Source organism: Variovorax sp. Varisp53 (assembly GCF_059491555.1).
The window spans coordinates 2,094,706-2,111,281 of sequence record NZ_CP168512.1 but is presented as its reverse complement, the minus strand read 5'-3'; the positions used below and the strand labels follow the sequence as shown (position 1 = coordinate 2,111,281).

Here is a 16,576-nt window from a genome sequence, read left to right as displayed (position 1 = left end):
AGAAATGTCATGAAGCTTTATCACGAGGTGCGCGGCTGCTCGCTGGCTGTCGATATCGTTGCGCGCGAACTGCAAATCCCTCTTGAGCTTGAATGGGTCAACATGACCACCAAGCGTCTGAAGGACGGCACCGACTACTTTCAGGTCAACAGCAAGGGAACCGTGCCCACTCTCGAAATGGCCGACGGGCAGTATCTCAGCGAAGGCGCGGTCATCATGCAGTACTTGGCAGACCAGAGCCCGGGCAGTTCGCTGCTGGCGCCCCCGGGCACGCTCGAACGGTACCGGACGCTCGAATGGATGAGCTTCATCGGAGCGGACCTTCACAAGGGTGGCTTCATGCCGCTCTTCAAGGCGGCGACTCCTCCTGAATACAGGAGCATCGCTCGCCAATACCTCAATGGCCGACTGGGTTGGCTGAACACGCAGTTGAGCGACAGGAACTACCTCATGGGGTCCATCTTCACGATTGCGGATGCGCATTGCTACACCATTGCCATGTGGACAAGAGCCCACGCTATCGACACTGCGCCATGGCCCCACCTGGAAGCCTACCTCACCCGGACCGGTTCACGGTCCAGCGTGAAAGCGGCCGAGCAGGCAGCGCGCGAACAAGGTGAGCGTGAAAGCGCAGAGAGAATGCACAACACTCACTAACCGATTCGCGCACGCGCTCATCGCCGAGCCGACGGACGAGCGTGATCGCCCCCGTCACGGCCATCGCGCTTGAACTGGGTTACGCGATTGCGAGTGCGCTCGTCGGCATGTCTACCGCACCTTCGAAGAGACACGCGCATCCATCGGGTGCATCGCTGGCCCGCATGCACCTCTTGACTCTATTCAATTGTCGCGGCGCTGCGCGCGCGTCTTTCGGCGCAAGTCGATGTGCCGCTCGCAGGCGGTCAAGTTCAAGCGGCACTTGACGCCGCCCGCTCCGCTGGCGACTTCGTCCAGTTGCTGATTTGGGCTAACGCGGGTGACACAGGCAAACGCACACTCGCCATGCGCCCAGAGTTCGGCGCGACTTTCTTCAACCTGCCAGAGCCTCTGGCATTTGTGCGATTTTCATCTGGCAGATCACCCATGACCCTGCAACTGAATCACTTTATCGAGGGCGCTTTGGTCCCTGCCTCGGACCATGCCCGCATGAGCCTCGTCAGTCCTGTTGACGAACTGGAATATGCCACCGCAGCGCGCGGCACGTCCGAGGACGTGCAGCGCGCCGTAGCGGCTGCGCATGCCCAATTGGAAAGCGGCGCCTGGAAGCTACTCAGCGGAGCGCAACGCGGCCACCTGCTGAGCAAGCTGGCCGACCTCGTCGAACGCGACACTGCGCTGTTGGCCGACATGGATGCCAATGCCATCGGACGCTCGCCGATGGAGCCCCGCATGATGGACGTTCCCAATGCCGTGGCCAACTTGCGTGCCGCAGCGGGCTGGGCCAACCAGCTTGAAGGCCGCGCCATCCCTACGGGCGGCTATATGGGGAATCGGACGCTCTCATACACGATCCGGGAGCCGATCGGCGTGGTCGGTGCCATCCTGCCGTGGAACTCGCCCCTGATGATCACGACATGGAAGCTGGCCGCTCTGTTGGCGGCGGGCTGCACCGTGGTGGTGAAGCCGTCAGAGGAAACGCCCCAATCCGCGCTGCATCTGGCTCTCCTCGCGCAGGAGGCGGGCTTTCCCGACGGCGTGATCAACGTGGTCACGGGCTACGGTGAGGTGGTCGGCCGTGCGCTTTGCGAGCATCCCGACGTGGCGAAGATCAGCTTTACTGGAAGCCCCGAAGCGGGACGGGCCATCCAGCGCATCGCAGCTCCGTTGTTCAAGCGAATCACACTGGAACTGGGTGGCAAGAGTCCGCAGATCGTATTTGATGATGCCTCCATGGAGGAGGCACTGCGCGGCTGCGCGATGGGCCTGTTCGTGAATCAGGGGCAGGTGTGCGCGGCTGGATCGCGGATCCTCGTGCAGCACGGCATCGCCCGCGAATTCGCGGCTGCATTGGCGGAGGCGGCGAATTCCATCACCGTGGGGGATCCGCGCCAACCCGGTGTGCAGATGGGCCCAGTGGCCAAGAAGGCGCAGTTCGACCGTGTGAATCGCTACGTGCAGATTGGCCTCGACGAAGGCGCCGAACTCCTTGCCGGCGGTGTGTCGCAGCCTGAGAGAGGATGGTTCGTGAAGCCCACCATCTTCGCCAACGCAACAAACTCAATGACGATTGCGCGGGAAGAGATTTTTGGTCCCGTGGGGACGATCATCGTCTTCGACACCGAGAAGGAAGCCATCGATCTGGCCAACGACTCCGCCTATGGCTTGGCCGCCACAGTGTGGACCAGCCACCTCGCGCGCGCTCACCGCGTCGCAGCCGCCCTCAAGGTCGGAGCCGTTGGCGTGAATTGCTGGAGCCCTCTGGATGCGAACCTGCCATGGGGTGGACTCAAGACGAGCGGCATTGGCCGCGAGGGCGGGTTGTCCGGTGCCCTCGCGTATACCGAAGAAAAGGTTGTCACTGTGCTGTTGCCAAACTGACCTTGGTGCTGCAGTCAAAAGAAGAAGGAGATTGCGATGGGTTGGCGCAACAGAATCGACGCTTACGGAAATGCCTCAATGCTGTTCCATTGGTTCACAGCGGGGGCATTCATCACCGCCTATGTGATTGCGTACTATGTGATCTGGATAGTCGATCCGGAAACAAGTATCAAGCCGGCACTCTTCGGCATCGCTCCGGAGCCTGACCGGGTCATCCCGCTCCTCAATATCCACTGGATTCTGGGTATCACGATCGGCGTGATTACGCTGCCGCGGCTCGTTTGGCGGCTCTGGGGCGGCGTGCCCCGGCACGTCCCCGGTTCACGTCTGGAACATCTCGCCGCGGACGTGGCCCATTGGGCGTTGTACGCCTTCCTCATCCTCATGCCCGTGACGGGCTACATGACGACGTACCACCCGACTGATTTCGGGTTCTTCGTGATTCCGGCATGCAGGGACACAGTCTTCGCGGCCTGGGTCCGGGACCTGTTCGGCCTGAGTGTCAAAGACCTGGAAGACATCATGTGGTCGATTCACAGCTTCTGCGGCAAGTGGCTGGCATGGCCGCTGGTGGTGCTGCACGTCGCTGCGGCTCTTGTGCATCACTTCGTTCGCAAGGATGCCGTGCTGCGGCGGATGCTGCCGTTGAAGCCGCGACCCCAGGTCGTTCCGGCGCACGCCCACCCGGAAAAACGCTGCAACCCCTGATGTGCAAGAGCTCCGGCGCGGTTCGACCGGCCGATGCCCGGCGCGGAAATGGACGGGGTCAGAAGACCGGGGTCATGGAGGATCGTTTCATGCAAGAAGCTCGGAACCTGCTGTTCCTGTCCGTGGTGGTCTGCATTGCGCAGACCAGCTTGGCACAGCCCTCTGTTGCTCAACTGCCCACCGTGCAGGTGACGGATACGCAGGCCGAGGCCGGCAGCACCCTGTCGCTCGATGCGCCCAACAGCACCGGCTCCCGCCTGGGCCTCACTGCACGCGAGACACCGGCCAGCGTCAGCCGTCTGGAGGCGGCCGACATCGCCGAGCGTGATCTCACGCGTGCGCAGGACGTGGCCGTGCGCATGCCCGGCATCAGCGAAGCGCCCGCTCCGGGGAATGGCGGGACCAGCTTGATTGCGCGCGGCTTCGTCGGCCACAACTCGGTGGCCCAGTTGATCGACGGAACACGCCTCACCGTCGCAGCAGGCACCGTCACCTATCCCTTCTCGACCTGGCCCATGGAGTCAGTCGAGGTCCTGCGAGGCCCTGCGTCGGTGCTCTATGGCGATGGAGCCATCGGCGCGGCCGTGAACTATGTGACCAAACGCCCCGACTTCGAGCGCACCCAGCGCGAGGCCTTCCTGGGCGGCGGCTCCTTTGGCACAGTGCAAGGGGGCGTGGGCTTGCGCGGCCCCATCAACGACGTGCTGGCTTATTCGGTCTACCTTGATGCAGAAAGAAGCGACGGCTATCGCCAGTTCATGGACGTGCAGCGTCACAACTACGCGCTGGCACTGGCGGTGCGCGCGAGCCGCGACCTGAGGGTGACCTTCTCCCTCGACGGCGGCATAAACGATGACGCGCGCTACTTTGGTACACCGCTGCGCGATGGTGTGTTGGACCAGCGGCTGCGCCGGACGAACTTCAACGTCTCCGACTCGGTGGTCAAGTACGACGACCGCGTCTGGCGCGCCAAGGTGGACTATCAAGTCGCTGCCGGCCTTCGCCTGCGCAACGAAACCTACCACCTCACCACCGCCCGGCATTGGCGCAACGCGGAGGACTACAATTTCAGTACCGCGGGCACCAGCGTGGACCGCAGCGATTACCTGGAGATCCTGCACGACCAGGAGCAGACCGGCAACCGATTCGACGCGACCTTCGACGGCACGCTGGGCGGCTTGAAGAACCGCTTCATCGTGGGCCTGGACTGGTACCGTACCCGGCTCGTGCACACCAACAATTCGCCCTATGGAGGCGCCAGTGCGGTAGACCCGTACAACTTCACGCCTGGCGTCTTCATCAGTCCTGTACCCACCATTGGGGGCCGTGCGTCACAACTGGAAACCACCGCCTTGTTCGCCGAGAACGCACTCGACCTGACTCGAGAGTGGAGGCTGGTGGCCGGCCTGCGCAGCGACCGCATGGAACTTCACAGCACGGACCTGCGCCGCGGCGTGAACCTGGTCAAGAAGTATTCGCCCATCACCGGCCGTCTTGGCGCCGTGTGGTCGCCCAGCGAGGCGCTCTCGCTCTACGGACAGTTCGGCACCGGCACCGACCCGCTTTCGGGCGCACTGTCGCTGCCCGGAGGCGGCAACACCTTCGATCTCACGAAGGGCCGCCAGGTCGAGGTAGGCGCCAAGGGCGCCGTGCCCGCCGTGCGCGGCGAATGGACGGTGGCACTGTACAAGATCGCAAAGCGCAACCTGCTCTCGCGCGATGCCGGCAATCCCAACGTCACGCAGCAGATCGGCCAGCAGTCGTCCACCGGTATCGAGCTGGCCTTCGCGGCCGAGCCCGTGCGCGGCTGGACGATCGACGCCAATGCCGCCTTCTTGCGCGCGCGCTACGACGATTTCGGGGAACGGGTCTCGGGCGCCCTGGTCTCGCGCAACGGCATGACGCCTCCCGGCGTGCCCGAGCGCACAGCCAGCGTCTGGACAACGTGGCGCTTCCTGCCGCAATGGCAGGTGGGCTTCGGCGCGCGCTACGTGGGTGAGCGTCAGGGCAACACCGCCAACACCACGAAGCTGCCGTCGTACGTGGTACTCGACGCGTCGCTGGCCTACGAACATTCACCCAACCTCAGGTTCAGCCTGTCCGTGAAAAACCTGGCCAATCGCGACTACGCGCTGACAGGCACCGCCAATACAAGCTGGCTGCTGGGTGCTCCGCGCACAGTGCAACTCACGGCGCGAGCGAGCTTCTGATCCGCGCCTGCTGTACAGCAGGCGCGGATTGGGGAATTCCCTAGCCTCAGGACGAACTGCCGTTTTGGGCTAAGGCCACATCACGAAGCGGCCTAACCTTGGCATGCATCGCGATGGTGCAGTGGCATTTTGAGAGGCCACAGATCAATACAAGAGTGGAGACACCCGCAATGAGACATCCGAGGTTATCGCCGTCCTCAATCAGAAGGCGCCTCGTGCTGGCAGTGATCGCATCGGGCCTGCTGCCATTGACTGCATCGGCACATCACTCCTTTGCCATTTTCGACAGAACCAAGACCACCGCGGTCAAAGGCCTCGTCGGTCGGTTCGACTGGACGAATCCCCACGTGACGATCTACGTGGATGCAGAGGGCACGCCGGCCCAGCGATACAAGGTCGAGACCGGAAGCATCAACGCCCTGGCCAGATCGGGCTGGAAATCCGATTCGATCAAGGTTGGCGACAAAGCAGAGGTGTCGTTTCACCCGCTGAAGAACGGTGATCCTGGAGGGTTGCTCATCGAGATCAAGATCGGCAGCGTGGTTCTGACGGGGGGAGGATGATGACGCGCCGCCCAGCCCTTTGTACTGAGACCGACGACGTCCGCCGGGTGGAGATATCGATATGACAATGACACGACGCTCTCGTGCGGGCTTGCTGGCCCTGTTCATCGCCGCAGCTGCCGCAGTGACGTTCATCGCCTCCGAACGCGGTGGTGGTCCTGCAGAAGCGCAGAAGCTCGGCATCAGCGGAACGTGGGAAAGAACACCGGACGACTGGTTTGGCGAGGATCCGGACAACCCTGTATTGCCAGGCGGAAAGATCGACCTGAAAGAGCCCTTCCTCAGTGAATACGAGACGCTGAAGAAAAAGCAGGCTGAGGCCAACGAAGCCGGGACCCCGCTTGCCACAACGAGCAGCAAGTGCCTCCCGGAGGGAATGCCCACGCTGATGGCGGCGCTTTTTCCGATCGAGATTATTCACAACAACAAGCAAGTGGTCGTGCTCGGCGAGTATCTCCAGCAAGTACGTCGCATCCTGTTGACCGAACCGATGCCGTCAAAGGACAAGCTGGAGGCCACGTTCCAAGGGCAATCGCGCGGGCGGTGGGAGGGCGACACGCTCGTGGTGGAGACCCAAGGTATTCGGCCCGAGGCGCGGCTGTACGACGTTCCGCATGGGAAGGACATGAAGATCACGGAGCGAATCCGGCTCAAGGATCCCGATCATCTCGAGAACCAGATCGTGATCGAGGATCCGGAAGTTCTTAACGCGCCGTATCGCTTCACCTTCGAATACAAGAGGTCCGACTACAGGATCCAGGAATACGTCTGTGAGAACAACCAGATCGTGATCGACAGCGAGGGAAAGACCGCCCTTCGTCGCAACTGACACCGCCGCCCTGCCCCCTCACTCCATCCCAAGAGCGGACGTACTGAAATGAATTGGATCTCGAGCGGTCTGATGCGTGCCGTGCTGCAAAGCGCTTTGGTTTCGCTCAGCGTTTCCGGGCTGTCGTGGGCGGAGGTTCCCACCACGCCCACGATCGTGGCAGTCCCCCCCTCCGGCAAGGCGCCCTTGTCTTCGGCGCAGCGCAGGGGCACGGAGTACATCGACCTGGCGCGCCACGGGTATGTCGAAGAGGAGTACTACCTTTCGGGCATCGCGCCAGCCATCACCGCCGCAGGCGAGACGCTGCTGCAAGCCCCATATACCACGCGCATTCTCGTGCGCAAGCCGATCGACCCGGCACGCTTCAATGGAACCGTGGTGATCGAACCGTTCAGCTGGTTCGGCGAGCGTGGAGCCGGCTGGATCCTCACCCGCGACTACCTGCTGCGGCGAGGATACGCCTACGTCGGCTACACGCTGAACATCAACAAGCCAAAGCGTGATCCCAAGTTCATCTCCGAAATGGCGGCGGAGGAAGCCGACGGCATCAGGCAGTACGGCCGGATCGTGAACTTCGACTTCATGCGCCGGTACGACTACGCACGCTACGCACCGCTGGGCACGTACTCCGATCCCGAGCGCTTCAAGCGCGGCAGCGTTGCCGATCCCTTCGTTCCGCAATCGCAGGCCATTGCGGCGCAGCTTGCGATGGCGTTGAAATCCAATGCGCCACAAGGTCCGCTCACCGGACTCGAAGTTCATCGCGTGTATGTCAACAGCTGGGCCGTGACGGCCCAGGTGTGGATGGACTATCTCGACCAAGGGCGTCACCAGCAATGGCGGATGCCCGATGGTGGTCCCCTGATCGACGCCTATATGACTGGCCGCATGGCCTACGGCGAAGTCGGGGGTGACGCCATTCGCGTACCTCGCAAGATGCCCGACGGCGTGCCATTCGTGACGGTCTACAGCCAGTCCGAATTGATGCACGACGCGATCGAGGGCATCGAGCTGCCGCCGGACACGGACAGTCCGAAACTTCGCTACTACGAAGTGACCGGCATGCCGCATCTGCGCCTGGCGGACCTCGGCACGGAGCATTCGGAGCGCCTGGCCGCCGATGTCAGCAAAGGTCGCGATCCTCGCTGCCAGACCTTGTACGACGAGCCGGTCGAAATGCTTGCCTCGGCCTTGCTCGACGGCATGGACCGCTGGGTCCGCGAAGGTACAGCGATGCCCAAGGCGCCACGGGTGGCACGCAAGGGCAAATCGGTGGCGCGCGACCCCGTAACCGGCAACATGCTCGGCGGCGTCCGCCCCCCCTGGATCAGAGTGCCATCCAGCCGCTACATGACCGACCAGGAGACCCGCTGCGGCCTGATCTACGACACCAAGATTCCGTACTCGCGTACGCAGCTGCGCAAGCTCTACGGAACCGGTGAAATCTACGCAAAGAAGTTCGAGGAGGCCAAGGCGCTGTCTGTCAAGGAGGGTTATCTCCTTCCCGAAGACGCCGCGAGCTTGCGCCCGATCGCGAAGCCAGGTGACTTCTGACGAGAAGTTCCATGGTCCCGGCCTGCCAGGCAAGCCAATCCTGATTCTTTTCATTGAAAGGCGACAGATGTCCTCGGAGACCTTCATCGCGTGGCTCTATGAGTCCGCGCCCAGCACCATGATCCGGGACGTGTCCTGGATCGTTCCGACCGTGCAGTGCATCCACATCATTGCGATCGCCGTGATCTTCGGCTCGGCATTCGTTTCCGATCTGCGCCTTGCAGGCGTACTGGCCACGGATGAGTCCCCGGGCAAAGTCGTTCGCCGCTATTTCCCGTGGATGTGGCGCGCGCTCATCGTGCTGCTCCTCACCGGGCTGGTCATGAGCATCGGTGAGCCTGAACGCGTTCTGACGAACTCGACGTTCTGGCTCAAGATGGTGCTGGTCGTTGCCGCCTTCACGTTGACCTGGCTCGCGCGGCGTCCGCTCCTGTCTCCGGACGCGGAGGCCAGTGGCGCTCGATGGGCACACCTCGTCAAGCCGATCTCCTGGCTATCGCTTTTCCTGTGGTGCTGCGTGATCGTCTGCGGCCGATGGATTGCCTACACGATCTAGGTCGCCTCCTCTTTGACGCAACGCTCACCGGTACCTTCCATGGTCATTCAATCCATCCTCCAAGCCGTTCAAGATTCCCGGCTTTCGACTTTCATCCGAGAGACCGGTGTGGCATTTCCGGCGCTCGAGTCAGTGCATGTGATTGCGATCACGCTGGTGCTCGGAATCATTGCCATTGTGGATCTGCGGCTCATCGGCTGTGCCTCGCACCGCTGCAGCGCCCATCGGCTGATGCAAGAGCTGCTGCCATTTACCTGGGTGGCCTTCATCGCCTCCGTGGCGACGGGCCTGCTCATGTTCGCGTCGAATGCCACTACCTACGCCGAGAACAGCCTGTTCTGGTGGAAGATGACCATCCTGGTCTTCGCCGGCATCAACATGGCGATCTTCCATCTGGGCATCTATCGCCGGATCGGCGAATGGGACGAACTGCTGCCGCCGCCGCGCGCGGCGCGCGCCGCGGGATTGAGCTCGATGGGGTTGTGGATCGTTGTGATTGTTCTCGGCCGATGGATAGGATTCTCCTCGTGAGCGCGGGAGGCAGTCTCGTGGGGCGCAGCATCCGGCGGGCGTTGGGTGACTCACCGGCCTTGAAAGGTGGGAGCGCTCGACTCTGGACCGTGCGTCCCCTCACCGGCAGGCTTGAAACGCTCATGATGCCTCTGCTGTTCGTGGCGATGGTCGGCAGCCTGGCAGGCTACGTGCTGTTGCGCCCCGCCCATCCTGAACCCCCGAAACCCCTCAGCTGGCAGATCAGGTCCTTCGACGGCCTCGGGCCCGCCGACCAGGCCATTCACGGCGCGCTGCTGCCCGCCTCGGAAGAGATCATCTGGTTCAACAACGACACGGGCGGCTGGATCTCCCTCGCGGACGCCCAGCGGATCCTGCTCCCGCCCTTCTATCAGGACACCTTCTGGAAGGCGAATGGGGAGGTGCATTGGCAATTGATCCTCCCCGGCGCTCACCAGCCCCATGCCAGCCAGCCCGGCGCAGAGAGCGGCCATCGTGAGACGCCTGCCGCGGCGGCGCCGAACGCTGTGTCCGAAGGCACGCAGGGTCAGGGTGCCACCGTCTACTACGGCTCTGCTGGCAAGGCGCCGGCCCAAAGCGCCTACCTGCTGGTGATCGGACATGCGCACGCGGGGGTGATGTGGGCGAACCAGGCCACCATCTGGATCCATCCCGATGCCCTGGCGCCCTACCCCGAGATCGTCAAACCCGAAGCACTGGTCGCCAAGGGATGGCGGCAAGTCATCGCCTATAACGGCGCGAGTGAAGTCGAGCGCATCAAGGAGGCTCGATGACGGCCACGTCGAAGAAGCTTTCGCTGCGCCGGCGCGGGACGACGATGTGCCTGCTGCTTCTGGGGTGCGGATTGGTCGGCCCGGCACTGGCCGCGGGTAAAAAGCTCAAGGTGGGCGTCACCTTGCACCCCTACTACAGCTTCGTCGCCAACATCGTCGGAGACAAGGCAGAGGTGGTCCCGCTCATCGCGGGAGATGCGAATCCGCACAACTATCAGCCGCAGACGGAAGACATCACGCGTGCCATGTCACTCGATGCGCTGGTGGTCAACGGCATCGGGCACGACGAGTGGGCCTTCGAGATCGTCAAGGCAGCCGGACGCAAGGGGACGCTGCCGCTCATCTACGCCAATGCTTCGGTGGCGCTCATACCGATCGCGGGGGACCAGGGCGACGCCAAGGTCGTCAATCCCCACACCTTCGTGTCCACCACCGCGGCCATCCAACAAGTGTTCGAAATCACCCGGCGCCTGGGAGAGCTCGACCCGGACAACGCCGCCGCGTACCGGCGCAATGCCGCCGCCTATGCGGCGCGGATCCGGGGGCTGCGTGCGGAGTTCATGACCCGTTTTGCCAGTCTCGACCTGTCGTCGTTCCGATGCGCCACGACACACGCGGGCTACGACTACCTGATGCAGGAGTTCGGCCTGACCGTGACGGCGGTCATCGAGCCGCGCCATGGCGTTGCGCCGACCGCGCGCCAGCTCGCCAACACGGTCGATGTCATCAGGAAGGCGAACGTCCGCGTGCTCTTCGCTGAAAAATACTTCTCCATCGGCCTGGGCAAGCCAATCGAGGAAGCCACGGGCGTGAAGATCTTTGCGCTCTCTCACATCACCGGCGGACCGTACACCGCGGACCGGTTCGAAGTGGAGATGCGCGAAAACCTCCAAACTTTGGCCTCGGCCATCGAGTCCACGCGCCGTTGAAGGAGAAAGACCGATGCGTGGCCCGGCCCTGGTATTCGAGCATGTCACCCTTCAGTTGGGTGGAACGCGTGTTCTGGACGACGTGACGTTCCGCGTCGAGGCCGGTGCGCTGCACTGCCTGGTCGGCCCGAACGGCGGCGGCAAGACCTCATTGGCCCGCGCCCTGTTGGGCCAGATGCCGCATTCGGGGCATATCCGCCTCGAAGGTGATGTGGTGGGTCCGATCGGCTACGTTCCTCAGTTGCCGGAGTTCGACCGCAACTTGCCGATGACGGTGGATGACGTCATGGCGCTTCTCAGTCAGCGCAGGCCCGCCTTCATGGGCGCCTCCCGACCGGGCCGGGAAGCATGCGCCGCGGCCCTGCAGCGAACCGGCGTCCAGGTCTCAGGCAGGCGCCCCTTCGGAGCCCTCTCCGGCGGGGAGCGGCAGCGCGTCCTGTTGGCACAGGCCCTGAATCCGGCGCCATGGCTGCTGGTTCTTGACGAGCCCACCACCGGTGTCGACAGGCCGGGCATGCGGCTGCTCGAGGATCTGGTGGCCGAACTGCATGCGCGTGGGGTCACCATCCTGTGGATCAATCATGACCTGGATCAGGTGATGCGTCTCGCCCAGTGCGTGACCAGCATCAATGGTCAAGTCCTTTTCCATGGCTCTCCCGCCGAAGCACTCGACTGGACGCATTTTCGGTAAGAGACCAGCCAATGACGCCCGTATACGAATTCATTCGCAACCAGTTGCAGGCACTCGCCGAACGAGGTGCCTTGCCAGAGCCGTTCCAGTATGAGTTCCTGATCAATGCGCTGCTGTGTACGTTGCTGATCGGCCCGCTGCTGGGGGTGCTGGGCTCGATGGTCATGATCAAGCGGATGGCATTCTTCAGCCAGGCTGTCGGCAATGCAGCCATGACGGGCGTGGCCATCGGGGTGCTCATCGGCGAGTCCTACACGTCGCCCTATGTCTCGATGTTTGCCTTCTGCCTGCTGTTCTCTCTGACGCTCAAGTACGCACAGCACCGCACGACGTTGTCCAACGACATCCTGATCGGCGTCTTCCTGTCGATCTCGCTGGCCCTGGGGGCCTCGCTGTTGCTGTTCGTGTCCGCAAAGATCAATACCCACGTCATGGAAAGCGTGCTGTTCGGCTCCATCCTGGCGGTCGACCACACCGACATGAACGTGCTGCTTGTCGTCACGGTGATCTGCGCCTGCATTGGACTGCCGATGTACAACGCGATGCTGCTGGCCAGCATCAACCCGAGCCTGGCACATGCAAGGGGCGTGCGGGTGCGCTTTGTGGACTATGTATTTGTCGCCATGGTCACGCTGGTGACCGTGGCCTGCCTGAAGATCATTGGTGCCGTGCTCGTCGAAGCTCTTCTTCTCATTCCGGCGGCGGCAGCCCGCAACGTCAGCCGCTCACTGGGTGAATTGGTCGCGCGCTCGGTCGCCATCGCGACGGTGTCCTGCGTGCTCGGCATCCTGCTGCCGATGCAGCTGCATATCCCGGTCCCCACGGGCGGGGCGATTGTCCTCGTCGCTGCGGCGATCTTCGTCTTTACCTCCGTCGTTCGAGCCCGCGCGCCCCGGTTCCGAAGCGCTGGCATCTAGAGCGCACTCCATGACTTTCCGAAACTGGTTGACGATCTTGGTGTTCGCGTGGGGCGCCCCTCTTGCGGCACATGCAGGCGCCGGCGGTGAAAAATGCCGCGTGCTTACGGCACTTCCGGCACTACACGCCCTCACCTCCGCCCTCACCGAAGGGACAGACATCGAAGCTATACGCCTGCCTGAAGGTGCTGCAGTGCCAATGGAAGCACAGGGCAACGCGCTCGCACGCTTGCAGGCCGACGCGTTCATGAAGGCAGAAGCGGTTGTCACGCTGCGCAACCTGTGGCGCGCGGACCCGCTGTATCCGACGGCGCGCCGGCACAACCTGCGCATCATCGAGATCGATGCATCGCGCTCGTGGGATGCCGCGAAGCCGGGGTTGTCGGTGCTCGAAACACCAAGGAACAACGTCCCCTGGGTTGAGGCAGCTGGCCCGGATGCGGGGCCGTCGCCCTACGCTTGGCTCAGCCCCGACAACGGCATGCGCATGGCGGCACTGATCGCTGCCGACCTGGAGCGCTTGTCGCGTCCGGATGCCAACCGGATACAGCAGAACCTCGCCGCCTTCGAAGGGCGCTTGCGCCGATTGAAAGCCGAATATGGCGCACGCATGGCGGCGCAGCGCGACCCTCGCGTTCTTTCGCTGGCCAGCGAGTTCGCCTACATGCTGGGCGACTTCGGCGTGTTCGTCGAAGGCTGGTATGTCAAACAGGATGTCGACTGGAGCGATGGCGATCGCTCGGCGCTGAGCCGCTACTTGCGCGAGCGAGACATTCGGCTGGTTGTCCACAAGTGGAAACCGGACGAGCGGATCGTCAAGGCCATCGAGAAAGGCGGCGCGCGGCTGCTGGTACTGGATGCGGGCAACCCCGGCATTCTCACCGACGAGGCCGGCGCCTACGAGGCCCTTCTGAGGTGGAACATGAATGCCTTGTCGACGGCTCTAGCAGAAACCGCCGGCGACGCAATGAAAGACACGGACCGCTCGCCCCGGCGTTAAGCGGCATGTGAATGAAGGAAAAGACTTGATGAAGCCATTGCTCTCGCTTCGTGGGACGTCGGTTGCTGGAATTCTCTCCGCGTGTGCGGCGGCGCATGCGCATGCGCCCGTCCTTGACTGCTACATCAAACAAGACCAGGTGCAATGCGAAGCTGGTTTCTCGGACGGCAGTTCCGCCGCCGGAAAAAAAATCCAGGTGCTCGACGCCAGGAACAAGGTGCTGCTGGAGGGCGTCCTTGACAACGCCGGCACCTACGTATTCAAGCCACCAGGCGTCGATTACCACGTGGTCTTTCTCGGTGGCGACAACCACCAAACCACGCTGTACAGCTCCAACATCACCAAATGAGGACTTTGATGAACTTTCTTCGCCGAGCCGGAGTGCTCACGTTGGCCGGTTGCCTAGCCGCACTGCCCGTGCAAGCCCATTTTCAGACACTGTATGTCCAGGAGTCGACGCTCGAACGCGGCACAGATCTGGAATTCGCGCTGGTGTTCACCCATCCCTTTCAGGGTGGACCCACGATGCCGATGGCAGAGCCGCGTTCCTTCAGCGTGACCACCCACCGCGCCGGCGCAGAGCCGGTGAAGGCTGATCTCAAGAAATACCTGCGCCCCGTCGAATGGAAAGCGGGTGGCCGGCGGGCCGCAGCGTTCCGGGCCTCCATCCCGCGAGAGGTGGTGCGCTCGCTCGGAGATCACGTGTTCGTACTCGAGCCCGAGCCCTATCTCGAGACAGAGGAAGACCTGTACATCCAGCAGTTCACCAAAGTCGTTGTGAATGTCGGCGGCGTGCCCAGCGGTTGGGCCAACACGCAGGGCCTTCCGGTCGAGATACAGCCCCTCACGAGACCGTACGGCATCTGGACCGGCGGCGTTTTCCGCGCGATCGTTTTGTCGGACGGCAAGCCGGTCCCCTTTGCCCGCGTGGAGATCGAGTATCTGAACCACCCGGTCGATCTCAAGACGGAGGCATTCGGACGAAAGGCGCACGTGACGGCGCCTCATGCCGCATACGAACGCCTGAGCGTTGTCGCCGATACCGAAGGCGTCATCGCGGTCGGCTTGCCCAAAGCGGGATGGTGGGGCATTGCGGCCTTGGACATCGGTACCGCGAGAAGCCACAAGGGAAAGACCATGTCGCAGGACGCCGTGCTGTGGGTCCAGGTCAAGGACATGAAGTGACATCGAGTGGCAGATGCCCAAGAGGTCCCCCTGGGCGGCGAAGCTCATGAAGCGCGCGCTGATCTTCGTTCACAAGTGGCTCGGCGTTGTCCTGGCGCTTTTTTTCCTGATGTGGTTTGCCTCCGGCATGGTGCTGCACTATGTGCCGTTTCCCAACCTGTCGCAGGTGGATCGGCTCGAAGGGCTCGCGCCGCTGCGGGTAGAGCCGGGCTGCTGCTTGACAGCGGAAGCGATCGCGCAGCGCGCCGGCATCGGCTTGGGCGCTGCAAGGCTGGGCATGCACGCCGACGTGCCTGTCTGGCGCATCCTGGCCGGCGAGGCCGAGGGCCGCGCCCCCGTCTGGCGGACCTTCGACGCGGAAAGCGGCGCACCGGTCGCGCCGCTGACTGCGCAACAGGCCGCGCTGGTCGCCCAGGCCTTCAGCGGCCGCAAGGCTGTAGACACCGAGGAACTGGAGCGCGACCAATGGACGGTGCCGCAGGGACTCGATCCTTATCGTCCGCTGGTGAAGGTCAGGCTGGCCGGCGACGACGGCCTTGAGTTATATGTGTCACGCGGCAGCGCCGAAGTGGTTCGAGACACGCGCCGGGCCGAGCGTTTCTGGAACTGGATCGGCGCGGTGCCGCACTGGATCTACCCGACAGTGTTGCGCCAGTTTCCGCAGGCGTGGAACCAGGTCGTGGTCTGGCTGTCGATTCCGGGCGTGGTGCTTGCGGCCACCGGGCTTGCGCTGGGCATCTGGCAGATCTTCCTGAATCGCACCCGCTGGATTCCCTATCGCAAGTTCTGGATGCGATGGCATCACATCGCGGGCCTTGTGGCCGCAGTCTTCACGCTGACGTGGATGTTCTCGGGCTTGATGTCGATGAACCCTTACGGCGTTTTCGGTCCGCGCAGTGCCCTGCCTTCCGAGCAAGCGCGTTGGTTCGGTGCGCCATCGGTCGCACAGCTTCAACCGCGCGACGCACTTGCCGCGCATGCCCGAAGCTCGCCGAACGCCGACGCCCTGGAACTTGAGCGTGTGCAGTTTGCAGGGCACACCTGGTATCGCGTCCATACCCGCGTGGGCCAAAGCGTAATGCGCGCCGATGCCGCCGCGCCGGCTCCGGTGTTGCACGCCAGGTTTCCTGAGGAAGAGATCGCGCGGGCGCTGGGAGGCATCCGGGGCGCCGGGCATGTTCCGGTCGAGTTGCGGCGGATCGACGCCTACGACAGCGCCTACTACGCGCAGAACGCGGCGTCCTCCGACGTACGGGATACGCGTCCGCTGCCGGTGTGGCGAGCCCGATGGGCGGACGGGATCGACCTGTATGCGGATCCGCTGTCGGCCAGGGTGCTGCTGCGTATCGCCCCCTCGGGCCGCTGGCAGCGTGTGCTGTACCAGGGCATGCACAGCCTGGACTTCGAGGCATTGCGCAACCGGCCGTTGGTGCGCGACGGCGTCGTGATGATGCTGTCGCTTCTCGGCCTTGCGCTGTGCATCACGTCGTGCGTGATCGGTTGGCGAATTTTCGCGAGCAAGGTCAGGCCGCGCCGCATGCCCAAGCTCGATGAGCCCTGGTCGCCATCTTCTTGAATTCCTCGCGATTGCT

Annotated in this window: 17 protein-coding genes; all 17 read left to right on the top strand. The window is 63.2% G+C overall.

Annotation, left to right across the window (positions count from 1 at the left end; all coding sequences use genetic code 11):
• The first annotated feature begins 9 nt into the window (after positions 1 to 9).
• The 17 genes from gstA (at position 10) to ACEOAB_RS09690 (ending at position 16,560) form a co-directional block, all read left to right on the top strand.
• On the top strand, positions 10 to 657 hold the full coding sequence (gene gstA / locus ACEOAB_RS09770) for a glutathione transferase GstA (protein ID WP_145745772.1): 648 nt from the start codon (positions 10 to 12) through the stop codon (positions 655 to 657).
• A gap of 426 nt (positions 658 to 1,083) precedes the next feature.
• Positions 1,084 to 2,538, top strand: coding sequence for an aldehyde dehydrogenase family protein (locus ACEOAB_RS09765; RefSeq protein ID WP_309928998.1), 1,455 nt, complete (start codon positions 1,084 to 1,086; stop codon positions 2,536 to 2,538).
• 36 nt (positions 2,539 to 2,574) lie between these two features.
• A complete protein-coding gene (locus tag ACEOAB_RS09760; RefSeq protein ID WP_495653668.1) occupies positions 2,575 to 3,246 on the top strand; it encodes a cytochrome b in 672 nt (223 codons plus the stop codon).
• An 89-nt stretch (positions 3,247 to 3,335) separates the two neighbouring features.
• On the top strand, positions 3,336 to 5,456 hold the full coding sequence (locus ACEOAB_RS09755; protein ID WP_495653667.1) for a TonB-dependent receptor: 2,121 nt from the start codon (positions 3,336 to 3,338) through the stop codon (positions 5,454 to 5,456).
• Positions 5,457 to 5,671: 215 nt separating this feature from the next.
• A complete protein-coding gene (locus ACEOAB_RS09750; RefSeq protein ID WP_209499599.1) occupies positions 5,672 to 6,019 on the top strand; it encodes a DUF6152 family protein in 348 nt (115 codons plus the stop codon).
• Between the two features lie 61 nt (positions 6,020 to 6,080).
• Complete coding sequence (locus ACEOAB_RS09745) at positions 6,081 to 6,848, top strand: hypothetical protein (RefSeq protein WP_307614353.1); 768 nt, start codon at positions 6,081 to 6,083, stop codon at positions 6,846 to 6,848.
• A gap of 48 nt (positions 6,849 to 6,896) precedes the next feature.
• Complete coding sequence (locus ACEOAB_RS09740) at positions 6,897 to 8,402, top strand: alpha/beta hydrolase domain-containing protein (protein ID WP_495653666.1); 1,506 nt, start codon at positions 6,897 to 6,899, stop codon at positions 8,400 to 8,402.
• On the top strand, positions 8,392 to 8,958 hold the full coding sequence (locus ACEOAB_RS09735; RefSeq protein WP_307614351.1) for a DUF6644 family protein: 567 nt from the start codon (positions 8,392 to 8,394) through the stop codon (positions 8,956 to 8,958). The genes ACEOAB_RS09740 and ACEOAB_RS09735 overlap by 11 nt, the downstream gene beginning before the upstream one ends.
• A 39-nt stretch (positions 8,959 to 8,997) precedes the next feature.
• Entirely contained in the window at positions 8,998 to 9,489 is a 492-nt protein-coding gene (locus tag ACEOAB_RS09730; protein ID WP_145745778.1) for a DUF6644 family protein, read from the top strand.
• 89 nt (positions 9,490 to 9,578) lie between these two features.
• A complete protein-coding gene (locus ACEOAB_RS09725) occupies positions 9,579 to 10,262 on the top strand; it encodes a DUF6162 family protein (protein WP_495653665.1) in 684 nt (227 codons plus the stop codon).
• Entirely contained in the window at positions 10,259 to 11,191 is a 933-nt protein-coding gene (locus ACEOAB_RS09720) for a metal ABC transporter solute-binding protein, Zn/Mn family (RefSeq protein ID WP_495653664.1), read from the top strand. The genes ACEOAB_RS09725 and ACEOAB_RS09720 overlap by 4 nt, the downstream gene beginning before the upstream one ends.
• A gap of 13 nt (positions 11,192 to 11,204) precedes the next feature.
• Positions 11,205 to 11,882: a metal ABC transporter ATP-binding protein gene (locus ACEOAB_RS09715; protein WP_192322832.1), complete on the top strand. Its 678-nt coding sequence runs from the start codon at positions 11,205 to 11,207 to the stop codon at positions 11,880 to 11,882.
• A gap of 11 nt (positions 11,883 to 11,893) precedes the next feature.
• The gene (locus tag ACEOAB_RS09710; protein WP_145745781.1) at positions 11,894 to 12,799 is read left to right on the top strand and encodes a metal ABC transporter permease; all 906 of its coding nucleotides are present in this window, start codon (positions 11,894 to 11,896) and stop codon (positions 12,797 to 12,799) included.
• A 10-nt stretch (positions 12,800 to 12,809) separates the two neighbouring features.
• Positions 12,810 to 13,799, top strand: coding sequence for a metal ABC transporter solute-binding protein, Zn/Mn family (locus ACEOAB_RS09705; RefSeq protein ID WP_209535076.1), 990 nt, complete (start codon positions 12,810 to 12,812; stop codon positions 13,797 to 13,799).
• A 28-nt stretch (positions 13,800 to 13,827) separates the two neighbouring features.
• Complete coding sequence (locus tag ACEOAB_RS09700; protein WP_145745782.1) at positions 13,828 to 14,148, top strand: hypothetical protein; 321 nt, start codon at positions 13,828 to 13,830, stop codon at positions 14,146 to 14,148.
• An 8-nt stretch (positions 14,149 to 14,156) separates the two neighbouring features.
• The gene (locus ACEOAB_RS09695) at positions 14,157 to 14,984 is read left to right on the top strand and encodes a DUF4198 domain-containing protein (RefSeq protein WP_495653663.1); all 828 of its coding nucleotides are present in this window, start codon (positions 14,157 to 14,159) and stop codon (positions 14,982 to 14,984) included.
• A 46-nt stretch (positions 14,985 to 15,030) separates the two neighbouring features.
• A complete protein-coding gene (locus ACEOAB_RS09690; RefSeq protein ID WP_495653662.1) occupies positions 15,031 to 16,560 on the top strand; it encodes a PepSY domain-containing protein in 1,530 nt (509 codons plus the stop codon).
• Positions 16,561 to 16,576: the final 16 nt, after the last annotated feature.

Coding starts and splice junctions, on each gene's coding strand:
- ACEOAB_RS09755 (WP_495653667.1), top strand. CDS start 3,336: ATGCAAGAAGCTCGGAACCTGCTGTTCCTGTCCGTGGTGGTCTGCATT.
- ACEOAB_RS09730 (WP_145745778.1), top strand. CDS start 8,998: ATGGTCATTCAATCCATCCTCCAAGCCGTTCAAGATTCCCGGCTTTCG.
- ACEOAB_RS09765 (WP_309928998.1), top strand. CDS start 1,084: ATGACCCTGCAACTGAATCACTTTATCGAGGGCGCTTTGGTCCCTGCC.
- ACEOAB_RS09745 (WP_307614353.1), top strand. CDS start 6,081: ATGACAATGACACGACGCTCTCGTGCGGGCTTGCTGGCCCTGTTCATC.
- ACEOAB_RS09690 (WP_495653662.1), top strand. CDS start 15,031: ATGAAGCGCGCGCTGATCTTCGTTCACAAGTGGCTCGGCGTTGTCCTG.
- ACEOAB_RS09720 (WP_495653664.1), top strand. CDS start 10,259: ATGACGGCCACGTCGAAGAAGCTTTCGCTGCGCCGGCGCGGGACGACG.
- gstA (WP_145745772.1), top strand. CDS start 10: ATGAAGCTTTATCACGAGGTGCGCGGCTGCTCGCTGGCTGTCGATATC.
- ACEOAB_RS09760 (WP_495653668.1), top strand. CDS start 2,575: ATGGGTTGGCGCAACAGAATCGACGCTTACGGAAATGCCTCAATGCTG.
- ACEOAB_RS09700 (WP_145745782.1), top strand. CDS start 13,828: ATGAAGCCATTGCTCTCGCTTCGTGGGACGTCGGTTGCTGGAATTCTC.
- ACEOAB_RS09715 (WP_192322832.1), top strand. CDS start 11,205: ATGCGTGGCCCGGCCCTGGTATTCGAGCATGTCACCCTTCAGTTGGGT.
- ACEOAB_RS09740 (WP_495653666.1), top strand. CDS start 6,897: ATGAATTGGATCTCGAGCGGTCTGATGCGTGCCGTGCTGCAAAGCGCT.
- ACEOAB_RS09695 (WP_495653663.1), top strand. CDS start 14,157: ATGAACTTTCTTCGCCGAGCCGGAGTGCTCACGTTGGCCGGTTGCCTA.
- ACEOAB_RS09705 (WP_209535076.1), top strand. CDS start 12,810: ATGACTTTCCGAAACTGGTTGACGATCTTGGTGTTCGCGTGGGGCGCC.
- ACEOAB_RS09710 (WP_145745781.1), top strand. CDS start 11,894: ATGACGCCCGTATACGAATTCATTCGCAACCAGTTGCAGGCACTCGCC.